The sequence below is a fragment of the Pseudomonas sp. B15(2017) genome (assembly GCF_002113215.1).
Classification (GTDB): domain Bacteria; phylum Pseudomonadota; class Gammaproteobacteria; order Pseudomonadales; family Pseudomonadaceae; genus Aquipseudomonas.
Genome location: NZ_NEJZ01000022.1, coordinates 1 through 13824 on the forward strand (window position 1 = coordinate 1; position 13824 = coordinate 13824).

The following is a 13824-nucleotide window of genomic DNA, read 5'->3' on the forward strand; positions in this document are numbered from 1 at the left end:
TGACGCCAAGGATGCCCTGACCGCCATTGTGGATTACGCCGGCATGCAGCTCGGTGACAAAATCATTGCCACCTGGACCGGTGCGGCGGGCACACCAGCGGGAGGCTCACACACGGCGCCGGAAGAAACCGTCACCGTGCTCGGGCCGCAGGAGATACCGCTGGCCAACAGCGTGGTGGCTTTCAACCTGAACAAACCGGTGACGGTCAGCTACACGGTGAAACGCGGGAATGCGACACCACTGCCTTCGACTACCCGTACTTTGGCGGTACAGTCGCTGGTGCTGGATTTTTCCAACGTGCCGAAGATCGTTCAGGCGGCCAACCACGGTGACGGGCCGGAGCTGGACGTCGCGGCCCTGACCGGCAATGCAATCTTGCGCGCCATGGTCTGGCCGTTCATTGCGTTGGGGCAGAGAGTGTGGATGCGCCTGTCCGGTACGAACAATGACAACACGCCTTATGCGAAAACCATCTGGAATGGTGGAAACGCTGGGACAAACCAGGGCTGGATCGACCGTGGCTACTACGACTCAACGGTGTTGAAGACCGAGATACAGGCGCTCAAGGATGGCTCGTCATTCACGATCGAATTCAAGGCCGGGTTGAGTGGCAGTCTGCAGGAAAGCGATGCGGTGACCTTTCCGGTGCGGACTTACACCATCAAGGCCGTGGAGGATGTGAAACCGGTCATCACCCGAGCGGAGGATTCCGAAGGCTTCGAAATCCCCGACGGCGGCACCATTGTAGAAACCAGCGTGACGCTCATCGGCACGGCCGCCGAGAACCAGAAGGTCGAGGTATTCGATGGCACGACATCTAAAGGGCAGCCTCCCGCCGATCCGACGACCGGGATCTGGACGCTGACAGTGACCGACCTGACCGTAGCGCCCCACAGCTTCACCGCCAAGGCTTTGTATGGTTCCGGCCAGACGTCGGCAGCGTGGACGTTGACCGTAACCCCCGCCACGGCGCCGACCATCACCTCGGTCAAGGGCTTGCCAAGCAATAAAGAAATTTCCAACGGAGATACTACTGTCGAAACCAGCGTGATCCTGTCCGGCATCGCCGCCAAGGGTCAGAAAGTCGAGGTATTCGATGGCACGACATCCAAAGGGCAGCCTCCCGCCGATCCGGGGACCGGGATCTGGACGCTGACAGTGACCGACCTGACCGTAGCGCCTCACAGCTTCACCGCCAAGGCGTTGTATGGTTCCGGCCAGACGTCGGCAGCGTGGACGTTGACCGTAACCCCCGCCACGGCGCCGACCATCACCTCGGTCAAGGGCTTGCCAAGCAATCAGGACATCTCCAACGGCGGCACCACCGTCGAAACCAGCGTGATCCTGACCGGCGCCGCCGCCAAAAATCATAAGGTCGAGGTATTCGATGGCACGACATCCAAAGGGCAGCCTCCCGCCGATCCGGGGACCGGGATCTGGACGCTGACAGTGACCGACCTGACCGTCGCGCCTCACAGCTTCACCGCCAGGGCGTTGTATGGTTCCGGCCAGACGTCGGCAGCGCGGAGCTTCACCGTATTAAGTCCTCTATGGATTGATCCATCTCAGATGAATTTGAATGGAGCCAATGTCTCAATCGCGGGTACTTCGCTCAAGTGGGAGAAAGTCGGCAATCCTCCCGGAACTAGTGCGACGCGCCAAGCAACAGGCGGAATCGGTCCATACATATATAAAACCTCTAACAGCTTGATTGCCTCGGTTGATGATGATGGAGTTGTGTGCAGTGAGGGGAACGGAACGGCCGACATCACAGTGGAGGATAAAACAGGCCAAGTAAAAAGTTATAAGGTTACTTGCAGCAATGTAAAAAGATACGTACACATTCAAAGTAGCTCAACTATTTCTCACTCTCAATACCTGCAATGGGCAAGAGAAAAAAACGCAACCCCGTATGCATCATACGCACAAATGCTCGGTGACTCGATAATACTTGAAATCAAATTTATTGTTCTCAACTCGTTTTCAGACCTTCTGAATGCATCAACTGAATTACAAAGCAGCAGCCGCTATTACGTCATGCATCAATCTAAGGGACGGAGTCCGGGACCTGGATCTCCAGGGAATGACAATATATTTGAGAGCATTGCTATATTGAATCAATAGAACTAAAAGTGGAGAAATCAAAACTAAGAATAAAAGAGAATAAAAGGGGGCGCATTTATTTATCAGTCCCCACTATGAAAACCCGCACTTCCTTTCAACGGGGAGCGCGGGTTTTGTCGTTTCCGAGCCTTCGGAAACCCTCGTTGAAGAGTGTTGAAACTTATGTCCGCAAAGCTACATAACCTTGCGCCTTTGCCTACGCATCCGCCAGAATCCGCCGGCTTGTGCGCCTAGGGGGCGGGTTCTATTGTTTGGCGGTCGCTGAAAAGCAGCGATCGGGTTTAGCGATCCGGCTCCCTACAGACGCAACAACGCCCAATACCAATTGCAGTCTTTTCTCTGCGCTTGGCGTAATGGTGGCTGTGCGTGGGAGACCTTCGGGTCTACCCGGGGTTTCTGTGACCCGGATCGCTAACCTGCGTACAGCCGCCACCTTTACTTGTTTAGCGATGAGTCGTGGCGGCTCAGTCCAATCACGGAGATTCGCCATGATCAAACCCACGCCAAACCCACCGAAAGCCGATTCGACTTCCCCCTACGAAACCCTCGATTCCAAGAAACTCCACGAAGCCGCCGAACGCGCCCTCGATCACTATCTCAATCCGCTGCTCCCCCGCAAACCGCTGCTCAAACCCAACACTCGCTACCTCATCGCCCCCGGCATCGACAGCGAAGAACTGCTGGCCGACGCCTGCGAAACCCTGACCTCGGCCAAGGTCATGGCCAATGACTTCGCCGGACTGGTGGACGGCCCGCAGCGGCATGTGCTGTTGGGGATTGCGCAACTGATCATGCTGGGGGAACTGGCGGTGAATCGGGTGCTGGATAATATGGAGGTGAAGGCTGAGGCGCCCGCTATAGCCTGATCGTTTCCACTGATCGTTTCCACTGATCGTTTCCACTGATCGTTCCCACGTCGAGGCGTCGAACCGTCCGCGTGGGAATACCTCATTGGACGCTCTGCGTCCGCTCTTTGGGACGCGGAGCGTCCCGGGCTGCATTCCCACGCAGAGCGTGGGAACGATCACGGTTCCGGCCCTGAACACGCCAAAGAGAGCACACCCATCCAATTTCCCCCCGATCAATCGTTGCACCATGCCTGCAATGATTGATCAAGGATGGGCCCATGAACGCTGTACAACGCAATGACCAGGCGCAAAACCTCGGCCTGCTGTTCCTGCGGGTCACTGGCGGGTTGTTTCTGCTGTTCGTCCACGGCTTGCCCAAGCTGCTGGACTTCACTGCGCAGCTGCAACTGATCGAAGATCCGTTCCACCTCGGTGCCCACCTCACTTTGATTCTGGCGATCTTCGCCGAAGTCCTCTGTCCGCTACTGATCGTCGCCGGGGTGCTGGCGCGTCTGGCGTGCTTGCCTATTCTGTTTGTGTTGCTGGTGGCGCTGCTGCTTGTACATCCGCAATGGAGTGTGGCCGAAGGGCAGTTTGGCTGGTTGCTGTTGATCCTGTTCACCACTGTTCTGATCGCCGGGCCCGGACGGCTGGCGCTCAATGTTCGTTTGCCCGGAGTACTCCGTTATGCCTGATGCCCAGACCCCGAAAAAACCGGGGCCCGAAGAAACCGTGACGCTGATCGTCAAGCACCGGGTCAAGGCCGGTTTTGAGCAGCCGTACGAAGCCTGGCTGCGCAATATCGTCAGTGTGGCGGGGCGCGAAGAAGGGCATCTGGGCGTGGATGTGATGCGCAGCCAGCAGGGCGGGCTCGCGCTGTTCACCTGCGTGCTGCGTTATTGCTCGACCGACGCGATGCAGCGCTGGCTCGATTCTCCGCAGCGTCAGAAGCTGATCGACGAAGCGGCACCGATGCTCGCCGACGGCGACCAGACCGAAGTCAATACCGCCAGCGAATTCTGGTTCACGCCGACCGACGAGGCCGGTTCGCCGCCACCGCGCTGGAAGCAGGCCGTGGTCACGCTGCTGGTCATCCTGCCGCACACCTTGCTGGTGCCGCTGATCTGGGGGCCGCTGCTGCAGCTCAATGCCTTCCTCTCCAACTACGTGGTCGCCACATTCCTGATCACCCTGACCATCGTGTTGTCGGTGGTCTACGTGTTCATGCCGCCGGTGACCCGTCTGTTCGCGCCGTGGCTGGAAGCCGGTCAGTCACACAAACACCTCGAATCCAATGCCAATCCGCCGCGCTGAAGTGGTGGGTCCGGGCTCCGTTTCACTTATCTCGAAGGAACTGCGATGAACGCCGATCTGATTCTGTTCAATGGCCAATTTCATACGGTAGACCGCGAAAAACCCCTCGCCAGCGCCGTGGCGATCAAGGACGGGCGCTTCGTCGCCGTCGGTAACGATGCCGAGGCGATGGCGCTCAAAGGTGCTGGCACTCAAGTGGTCGACCTCAAGGGCCGCTGCGTGATCCCCGGCCTCAACGACTCGCACTTGCACCTGATCCGTGGTGGCTTGAACTACAACCTCGAACTGCGCTGGGAAGGCGTGCCGTCGCTGGCCGATGCGCTGCGCATGCTCAAGGATCAGGCCGACCGTACGCCGACTCCGCAATGGGTACGCGTGGTCGGTGGCTGGAACGAATTCCAGTTCGCTGAAAAACGCATGCCGACCCTTGAAGAGATCAACCAGGCGGCCCCGGACACCCCGGTTTTCATCTTGCACCTGTATGACCGCGCGCTGCTCAACCGCGCCGCGTTGCGCGTCGCCGGCTACACCCGCGACACGCCGAACCCGCCGGGCGGCGAGATCGTGCGCGATGCCAATGGCAACCCGACCGGCATGCTGGTGGCGCGGCCGAACGCGATGATTCTGTACTCGACGCTGGCCAAGGGGCCGAAGCTGCCGCTGGAATATCAGGTCAACTCGACCCGTCAGTTCATGCGCGAACTCAATCGCCTCGGCCTGACCAGCGCCATCGATGCCGGCGGCGGTTTCCAGAACTACCCGGACGATTATCAGGTGATCGAGCAACTGGCCAAAGACGACCAGTTGACCGTGCGCATCGCCTACAACCTGTTCACCCAGAAGCCCAAGGAAGAACTGACCGATTTCCAGAACTGGACCGGCAGCGTCAAGTTGCATCAGGGCGACGACTTCCTGCGTCACAACGGCGCCGGCGAAATGCTGGTGTTCTCGGCGGCGGACTTCGAAGACTTCCTCGAACCGCGCCCGGACCTGCCGCAGACCATGGAACAGGAGCTGGAGCCGGTGGTGCGCCACCTGGTCGAACAACGCTGGCCGTTCCGTCTGCACGCGACCTACAACGAATCGATCAGCCGCATGCTGGATGTGTTCGAGAAGGTCAACCGCGACATTCCGTTCAACGGCTTGCCATGGTTCTTCGACCACGCCGAAACCATCACCCCGCAGAACATCGAGCGGGTGAAAGCGTTGGGCGGCGGCATCGCGATTCAGGATCGCATGGCGTTCCAGGGCGAATATTTCGTTGACCGTTATGGCAAGCAAGCCGCCGAAGCCACGCCGCCGATCAAGCGCATGCTTGCCGAAGGCGTGCCGGTCGGCGCGGGCACCGATGCCACGCGGGTGTCGAGCTACAACCCGTGGACTTCGCTGTACTGGATGGTCAGCGGTCGCACCGTCGGCGGTCTGGCGCTGTACGAAGAAGGTCTGCCACGCAGCACCGCGCTGGAACTGTTCACCCATGGCAGCGCCTGGTTCTCGTCCGAGCAGGGCAAGAAGGGCCAGATCAAGGTCGGGCAACTGGCGGATCTGGCAGCGTTGAGCGCGGACTTCTTCAGTGTCGAGGAAGAAGCGATCAAGTGGATCGAGTCGGTGCTGACCGTGGTCGGCGGCAAGATCGTTTATTCCGCCGGCGACTTCGAAGACCTCGGCCCGCGTGCCTTGCCGGTGCTGCCGGACTGGTCGCCAGTGGTGAAAGTCCCGGGCCACTGGCGCCCGAATTCGCCATTGCAGGCCCAGGTCCACCAATGCAGCGGCCCGTGCGCGGTGCATACCCACAGCCATGAAAAAGCGCGGATGTCGAATGCACCGGTCAGCGATTTTGCCGGTTTCTGGGGCGCGTTCGGTTGCTCCTGCTTCGCTTTCTGATTCCGTAAACGGCGCCGGTCTTCGTGGCCGGCGCTTGCCGCATCACCCATCCCCGAGGAGTTTCACATGAGCAACGTTCCTTACAAACGCCTGAACAAAGACGACGCCGTGGTCCTGCTGGTCGACCACCAGACCGGTCTGATCTCGCTGGTGCAGGATTTTTCGCCGAACGAGTTCAAGAACAACGTGCTGGCGCTGGGTGACATCGCCAAGTTCTTCAACCTGCCGACCATCCTCACCACCAGTTTCGACAGCGGCCCGAACGGCCCGATCGTGCCTGAACTGAAAGAGCAATTCCCGGATGCGCCGTTCATCGCCCGCCCTGGCCAGATCAACGCCTGGGACAACGAAGACTTCGTCAAGGCCATCAAGGCCACCGGCCGCAAGCAACTGATCATCGCCGGTGTGGTGACTGACGTGTGCGTGGCGTTCCCGACTCTGTCGGCCATCGCTGAAGGTTTTGAAGTGTTTGTGGTGACTGACGCTTCCGGCACTTTCAACACCACTGTGCAGCAAGCGGCCTGGGCGCGCATGTCGGCGGCGGGTGCACACCTGCTGAACTGGTTTGCTGTGGCGTGTGAGCTGCAGGGTGACTGGCGCAACGACATGGAAGGTCTGGCGAATCTGCTGTCCCAGCGCCTGCCTAACTATCGCAACCTGATCAACAGCTATACCAAGTTCACTGCCAAGTAAGCTTGTAACGAAGAGGCCCGCCAAAGTGGCGGGCCTCTTTTTGTCTTCTGAAAAGGGCTCAGCGTTTTTGCAACCAGCCCAGGAATCCACCTTTCCTCACTGGCGCAGGCTTGGCCATCAACGCCAACCGGCTATTCTGTTGCCGTACCGCCTGCAGTTTATTCAATGCCCGACCCACTTCACTGCGCTGCTCCATGCACTGGCGAGTCAGGTTTTTGTCGAGGCGATAAATGATCGAAGACGTCAGCGCCGTAAACGTCGCCTGCGAGGGCGTATCCGCGAGGATGCTCTGTTCACCCATGACCTCACTTGGCCCCATACGCCCGGCCTCGGTGAATCCGTTGCCGTCGGGCACGCTGGCGCTGACCACGCCGGTAGCGATCACGAACAGACTGTCCGGGACTTCCTCCAGATTGAGCACCACCTGCCCGGCGCTGTACTGCTGCGCGACCATCGATTCGGCAAGACGATCGCGTTCCTCATGGCTCAGCGAGCGGAAGATTTTCACTTCATCGAGCAAGGCACGGGCGCGGGTCGAAGGTTCGATCACGCCGTCGGGGTGGCGCGAAATACCGGCCGCTTCGAGGTGGCGGTGGGCGAGGTCGAACAGTTGATTGCGCACGTCGCTTTTCTTGCCCAGTTCGGCGATGAATCCGCTGGCCACGTACTCGGACATTTCTTCGCCGGCCTCTTTCAGCACCGCTTTCGGTGCAGGCGACAGCAACAGACTGCTGCTGCCCTGCAGCGTGCGGTCGAGGGCGTCGAGTACCCGGCGCGGGCGTATGTGGTTCGGCACCTTGATGCTGATCGACACGCCGTGCAGGTTGTTCGGGCGGCTGAGGTTGACGATCTTGGCCTTGGCCGCCACCGAGTTCGGCACCACGGCCAGGGTGCCGGTGCTGGTCAGCAGGTGCGTGGCGCGCCAGTTGATGTCGAGCACTTTGCCTTCGACGCCGTCGATGACCACCAGATCATCCACCTGATACGGCTTGGTGGTGTTGAGCACGATGCCGGAAAACACGTCGGCCAAGGTGCTTTGCAGCGCCAGACCGATGACGATCGCCACCACGCCGGAGGTCGCGAGCAGACCTTTGACCGGCAGATCCAGCACATAACCGGCTGCCGCGACGATGGCCGCCAGAAACACCAGCGCACCGATCACGTCCTGCAACAGACGGCCGCTGTGGCCGATGCGGCGCATCAGGATCAGGCCGATGACTTCGGTGAGCACCCGCGCGGCGTAAAGCCACCAGAGAATCCCCAGGGCCGTCGCCCCGAGTTGCGCCACCGGGTCATCGGCGAACATGGGCACCTGCAACGGGCTGACGCCGGCGTTGATGACCAGTGCGTTGAAGGCCAGAAACAGCACCAGTCGCACAGCGACCCGTTGCGCGCGATGCTTGAACGGCGCGAGGTGCCAGATCAGCGCGTCGAGCACCAGCAGCAGGGCACTCCAGGACAGCAGATGGGCAGAAAAAAGGCTCATGAGGTGAACTCCGGCGGGCACAAAAGAAAACGCCACACCCGAAGGTGTGGCGAGGGGTTGCACTCAGTTCAGGTGGGTCTTGAGTTCTGCCGCTGCCTGGCGCACGGCGGCTTTCACCTCGGGGATGCCGTTCAGCGGGTTGAGCAGACCGAAGTCGTGAATCATCCCGTTGTAGCGTACCGAGGTCACCGGCACACCCGCCGCGTCGAGGTGGCGGGCGTAGCCTTCGCCTTCGTCACGCAACACGTCGAACTCGGCGGTCTGCACCAGCGCGGCGGGCAGGCCCTTGAGCTGTTCGGCGCTGGCGTTGAGTGGCGAGGCATGGATCTGCGCGCGCTCGGCCGGGTTGGTGGTGTAGTTGTCCCAGAACCACTGCATCATGCCTTTGGTCAGGAAGTGGCCCTCGGCGAATTGCTGGTACGAGCCGTTATCGAACCCGGCGTTGGTCACCGGCCACATCAGCAGCTGGAAGCGCAGGGCCGGGGTTTTCTGCTCCTTGGCCATCAACGCCACGACCGCCGCCATGTTGCCGCCGACGCTGTTACCGGCCACCGCCAGACGCTTGCCGTCGACCCCGATGTCCTTGCCGTGCTCGGCCACCCATTTGGTTGCCGCGTAAGCCTGATTGATCGCAGTCGGGTACTGCGCTTCCGGCGACGGCGTGTAATCGACATACACCGCAACCGCGCCAGAGCCCACCACCAGATCACGGATCAAGCGTTGGTGCGTCGGGAAGTCACCCAGCACCCAGCCGCCACCGTGGAAGAACATGAACACCGGCAGCTCGCCCTTGACCTTGGCCGGACGCACCACTTTCAGGTTGATCGTCTGGCCATCGACCTTGATCGCCTTGTCGCTGACTTCAACGCCGGACAGGTCAACCTTCACCGAAGCCTGGGCACCGGTCAGCACCGCACGGGCGTCTTTCGGGCTCAGTTGCTCAAGCGGTTTGCCACCACCGGCGGCGAGGGCATCGAGGAACGCCTGGGTGTTTTGTTCGACGCCAGTGTTCTGGGCGGCGAATGCGTTGCCGATGGACAGGGCGAGGAGGGAAGCGGCGAGGGTTTTCTTGATGTTCATGTGTAATTCCTTTTTAAGTCGTTTGAGTTTTTGTATGCCTTGGGATCGGGCTGCTGTGGCGCTGGGCTTCAGGCCTCAGCAACACCGTGAGCACAGATTAATGAGGTGCCGGAAAGTGAAAAAGCGGCTATAAAGCGTTTAACTGTCAACCAGAGAGTGACAATGAACCCGTTCGAAGACATGCGTATTTTTTGCCAGGTGATGGACTCCGGCAGCTTCACGGCGGCGGCCGATCAATTGGGCCTGTCCAAGCAGTTCGTCAGCCGTCGGTTGATGCAGCTGGAAGAACGCCTCGGCGTGCGATTGCTCAACCGCTCGACCCGGCGCCTGGACGTGACGCCGCTGGGCCAGAGTTATTACGAGTCGGCGCTGCGTTTGCTCGGCGAAGTGGAATCGGTGGAGCAGAGCATCGCCGGGCAGACCGCCGAGCCGCGCGGGGCGATTCGCGTGAGCGCACCGCTGTCGTTTGCACTGGCGCATTTGGGCTGCCTGCTGCCGCCGTTTCTGCAGCGTTATCGCGAGGTCACGGTGGAAGTGGACCTGAGTGATCGGCCGGTGGATCTGCTGGGCGAGGGTTACGATCTGGCGCTGCGTATCGGTGTGCTGGAAGACTCGACCCTGATCGCCCGCCGCATCGCATCAATCGAGCGGGTTTACTGCGCCAGTCCGGAGTATTTGGCCGAGCGCGGTACACCGGTCAAACCGGAAGATCTGCTCGGCCACGACTGCCTGCCTTACGGCCACGGGCGTTCGGTGCAGTGGCGGTTCAACGCGGGGCAGGGCAAGCCGCTGCTGGTGAATGTCACCGGGCGGATGCGCGTCAACAACGGTGAATTGCTGCGGGATGCGGCGGTGGCGGGGATGGGGATTACCTATCTGCCGACGTTCATTGTCGGCGCGGCGCTGAAGGATGGGCGGCTGGTGCCGGTGCTGGACGAGTTTCGGCCCGAACCGCTGACGTTGTCGGCGGTGTATCCGCAACATCGTCAGGCGTCACGGCCGGTGCAGGCGTTGATCGAGTTTTTGCGTGAGCGGCTGGATAAGGCACAAGCGATTTTGTAGCCGCTCAAAGATTCAGTAGCCGATAACTGTGGGAGCGAGCTTGCTCCGGGCGGCGTTCCGACGAAAGCTCTCTGTCTGCCTGCGAAGAGGTTGTGTGTGCCGACGCCTTCGCGAGCAAGCTCGCTCCCACAGGTGGTGTGTTTCAACGTGAGTCAGTTGGCCCGCTTGTCATCGCCAGGTTCACCGCCGACATGTACGCCGCGATCATCACCGGGTTCGCCCGCCGCATGCTGGCCCCGGTCATCGCCGATTTCACCGGCACGGTGTACGCCATGGTCATCGCCGACTTCGCCGGCGCGGTGTACGCCATGGTCGTCGCCGACTTCGCCCGCGCGATGCACACCGTGGTCATCGCCGGGTTCCGAATGCGTTCCGCTGCGACCCGATGACGCCGTGCTGCCGGAATGGCCCGAACCGTGGTCACTGCCGCTGTGGCCACTGTTGCCTCCGCCGCCACTGCCACTGTTGCCACCACTGCCGCTGCCGCCGTGACCACCACCATTGCCACTGCCGCTGCCGCCGTGACCACCACCATTGCCACCGCCGCCACCTCCATTACCGCCACCACCGCCTCCGCTGCCACCACCGCCGTTACCGCCTCCACCACCGCCTCCACCACCGCCGTGTCCACCGCCGCCGCCACCGCCACTACCTCCACCGCCGCCGCCACCGCTACCCCCTTCCTTGGCCTGAACACTCGACATCCCGGACAGGTTGTCCGGAATCAGTACGGTAGACGCCGACAGGACTGCGCCGATGGCCATTGCGAGCACTAGCTTTTTAATGTGCATATCGTTCTCCGTCTTTGTTGTCTTGATTGGGAACGTGGATGTGCCTTGTTTTTGCGTGTGATCCGACCCGTTCCCGAGGTCAGTGGATACTCGAAGCCAGTTCGAAGATCGGGATGTACATCAGGATCACGATCACCCCGATCAACAGGCCGATGAAGGTCATGAGCAGCGGTTCGAACAGACGCACGAACCACTCGATCCAGCGGCTGATTTCCTCATCGTAGAAATCGGCGCTGCGTTCCATCATTTGCCCGAGGTTGCCGGACTGTTCGCCGGCGCGCAGCAGGCGCAGGGACACGGGTGTCACCAGTCGGTTGAGCTCAAGCGCGGTGGACAGCGATTGTCCCTCGCGCACCCGCTCGCAGGCCTGATCCAGCCGCGCCCGCGAAGCTACGGTGAGCAGGCCGCGCACCATGCCCATGGCCGTCACCAGCGGAATCCCGCCTTGCAGCAGAATCCCCAGCGACCGGTAAAACCGCGCCAGCTCATACATGAAAATCCGCTGGTGCACGGCGGGCAGTTTCTCCACCAGCCGATCCAGCCCACGGCGAAACGCCGGTTGTTTCTGCAGCACGGCGAGGGCGATGACGATTGTCGCCAACAGGCCGAAAAACTCACCCTGATGGGCGTGCAGAAACATGCCGCTGCTCATCAGGATCTGCGACAGCCACGGCAGGTTCGAGCCCAGCCCTTCGAACACCAGGCTGAAGCGCGGCACCACGTAGCCCATCAAAAACAGCACCACGCCACCGCCGACCACCAGCAACAACAGCGGGTAGATCGAGGCGCTGACGATCTTCTGCCGCACCTCGTCCATGCGCTGGCGATAGCTCACGTAGCGGCCCAGCGCATCGCCGACCGCACCGGTCTTCTCGCTGGACTGTACCAACGCCACGTACAACGGCGGGAAAACCGCCGACAACTGGCCCAGTGCCTGGGAGAAGGATTTGCCTTCGTACAGCAGCCGCACCAGCTCGCTCAAGGTTTTTCGGGCGGCGGGGGCGGTTTCTTTTTCGGCCAGGCTTTCCAGTGCATCAATCAGCGGCAGACCGGCGTTGAGCAGGGTGGTCAGTTCCTGGCTGAACAGCACCAGGTTGAAGGTCTCGCGCTTGCTCAGGCGCAACGAACACCAGTGGCGCTCGGCGTGCAGGCTGACCACGCGCAAGCCTTGATCCTCGGCGATGCGCCGCGCTTCGCTCTGGCCGGGCGCCTCGACGCTCAGCGACACCACCCCGGCCTTGCCCACTGCCTTCAAATGAAAACGCATGCGCTGTGCTCCGCTCATTGCCAGTTGGTGACTTCGGCGTTTTCGCCTTCGCCGCCGGGCTGGCCGTCCTTGCCCATCGAGAGCAGGTCGTACTCGGCGTTTTCGCCGGGATAGCGGTAGGTGTAGTTACGCCCCCACGGATCCTGCGGCAGTTTTTTCTGCAAGTACGGGCCGGTCCATTTGGCTTCGTCGCTCGGTGCGGTCACCAGCGCCTGCAAGCCTTGTTCGGTGGAGGGGTAGTGGCCGACTTCCAGCCGATACAGATCCAGCGCCTTGCTCAGGCCTTCGATCTGCGCCTTGGCGACCTTCACTTCGGAACGCCCCAGCTGGGCGAAATATTTGGGCGCGACGATCCCGGCCAGCAGGCCAAGCACCACCAGCACCACGAGCAATTCGAGCAGGGTGAAACCGCGTTGGGCATGCGGACGAAAATGCAGCTTCATGATGACCTCCCGTGAGTGGCAGCCGTGTCGCCACTAGGGCTTATGCAATTGCCATGCTCAGCCCCCGATAAATTCGGCTGTCGGGCTGTAGCCCTTGTATTACGGGCTTTTCAAGATTCGGCACAGTGCTTGCGTAGGGCTGGATGACGACGGGTCAGTGGGGCATTTCCCCCAATTTTTCGGGGCCTGTCAGGGGAGGCCCAATGATCCGTTCATTCACTGCAGGACTGCTCGGCTGCGTGCTGTCAGTCGGTGTCGCGCAAGCCGATGTCTTCGTATCCGTGGACGCCAAGGGCAGCTACGTGCTGTCCAACGTCCACCGTCCCGGACGCACTTACGAGCGGGTGATCCGCGAAGCCGATGCGCCGCTGATCAGCCTTGACCGGCAACCACAATTGATCGCCAACCAGCCCTATGCCGAGCTGGTGTCAGCGGCGGCCAGCGCCAATCAGCTGCCTGAAGCCTTGCTGCACGCGGTGATCAAGTCCGAATCCAATTACAACCCCGGCGCCACCTCGCCCAAGGGGGCCGGCGGACTGATGCAATTGATGCCCGACACCGCCCGCGAGCTGGGGGTGAAAGACGTCTACGACCCCAAGGCCAACATCCAGGGCGGGGCCAAATACCTCAAGCGCCTGATGACCCTGTTCGACAACGACATCGCCCTGGCCGTGGCGGCTTACAACGCCGGACCTGACGCGGTGCTCAGCCGCGGCCGGGTGATCCCGCCGTTCGCCGAAACCCAACGTTATGTACCCAGCGTCTTGCGCCAGTACCGGCGTCTGCAAGGGCTGGCAGTGGACGCGCCGTTGTAGGTCCGGACACGGATTT

13 protein-coding genes are annotated in these 13824 nt (G+C 61.1%); 8 read left to right on the forward strand and 5 right to left on the reverse strand.

All coding sequences use genetic code 11. From position 1 onward, the window contains the following. From CAF73_RS30290 to ycaC, 6 genes are all read left to right on the forward strand, one after another. The coding region (locus tag CAF73_RS30290) for an Ig-like domain-containing protein (protein ID WP_218191836.1) at positions 1-2125 on the forward strand (2125 nt) is incomplete at its 5' end. 488 nt (positions 2126-2613) lie between these two features. After that, positions 2614-2991 (forward strand): DUF6124 family protein, encoded by a 378-nt coding sequence (locus tag CAF73_RS30295; protein WP_085704818.1) that lies wholly within the window; start codon positions 2614-2616, stop codon positions 2989-2991. A 260-nt stretch (positions 2992-3251) separates the two neighbouring features. Beyond that, positions 3252-3668 carry a DoxX family protein gene (locus CAF73_RS26310; protein WP_085698570.1) on the forward strand — a complete coding sequence of 139 codons (417 nt, stop codon included), beginning with the start codon at positions 3252-3254 and terminating at the stop codon, positions 3666-3668. Then, a complete protein-coding gene (locus CAF73_RS26315; RefSeq protein WP_085704820.1) occupies positions 3661-4287 on the forward strand; it encodes an antibiotic biosynthesis monooxygenase in 627 nt (208 codons plus the stop codon). The genes CAF73_RS26310 and CAF73_RS26315 overlap by 8 nt, the downstream gene beginning before the upstream one ends. Positions 4288-4332: 45 nt before the next feature. Beyond that, positions 4333-6171: an amidohydrolase gene (locus CAF73_RS26320; RefSeq protein ID WP_085698572.1), complete on the forward strand. Its 1839-nt coding sequence runs from the start codon at positions 4333-4335 to the stop codon at positions 6169-6171. Positions 6172-6237: 66 nt separating this feature from the next. Continuing rightward, positions 6238-6864, forward strand: coding sequence for an isochorismate family cysteine hydrolase YcaC (ycaC, locus tag CAF73_RS26325; protein ID WP_011333417.1), 627 nt, complete (start codon positions 6238-6240; stop codon positions 6862-6864). A 58-nt stretch (positions 6865-6922) separates the two neighbouring features. Here ycaC and CAF73_RS26330 read toward each other — a convergent pair whose 3' ends face one another. Then, positions 6923-8350 carry a mechanosensitive ion channel family protein gene (locus CAF73_RS26330; RefSeq protein ID WP_085704822.1) on the reverse strand — a complete coding sequence of 476 codons (1428 nt, stop codon included), beginning with the start codon at positions 8348-8350 and terminating at the stop codon, positions 6923-6925. A 63-nt stretch (positions 8351-8413) separates the two neighbouring features. Continuing rightward, the gene (locus tag CAF73_RS26335; protein ID WP_085704824.1) at positions 8414-9430 is read right to left on the reverse strand and encodes an alpha/beta hydrolase; all 1017 of its coding nucleotides are present in this window, start codon (positions 9428-9430) and stop codon (positions 8414-8416) included. Positions 9431-9592: 162 nt separating this feature from the next. Between CAF73_RS26335 and CAF73_RS26340 the strand changes: the two genes are divergently transcribed. Further along, entirely contained in the window at positions 9593-10492 is a 900-nt protein-coding gene (locus CAF73_RS26340) for a LysR family transcriptional regulator (RefSeq protein ID WP_085704826.1), read from the forward strand. A gap of 152 nt (positions 10493-10644) precedes the next feature. Here CAF73_RS26340 and CAF73_RS30605 read toward each other — a convergent pair whose 3' ends face one another. The 3 genes from CAF73_RS30605 to gspG all read right to left on the reverse strand — a co-directional run bounded on the left by CAF73_RS30605 (position 10645) and on the right by gspG (position 12993). Continuing rightward, positions 10645-11283, reverse strand: coding sequence for a hypothetical protein (locus CAF73_RS30605; RefSeq protein WP_085704828.1), 639 nt, complete (start codon positions 11281-11283; stop codon positions 10645-10647). Positions 11284-11362: 79 nt separating this feature from the next. Next, positions 11363-12550, reverse strand: coding sequence for a type II secretion system F family protein (locus CAF73_RS26350; RefSeq protein WP_085704830.1), 1188 nt, complete (start codon positions 12548-12550; stop codon positions 11363-11365). Positions 12551-12564: 14 nt separating this feature from the next. Further along, complete coding sequence (gene gspG / locus CAF73_RS26355) at positions 12565-12993, reverse strand: type II secretion system major pseudopilin GspG (protein WP_085698578.1); 429 nt, start codon at positions 12991-12993, stop codon at positions 12565-12567. 203 nt (positions 12994-13196) lie between these two features. Here gspG and CAF73_RS26360 point away from each other — a divergent pair, with 203 nt between their 5' ends. After that, positions 13197-13808, forward strand: coding sequence for a lytic transglycosylase domain-containing protein (locus CAF73_RS26360; protein WP_085704832.1), 612 nt, complete (start codon positions 13197-13199; stop codon positions 13806-13808). Positions 13809-13824: the final 16 nt, after the last annotated feature.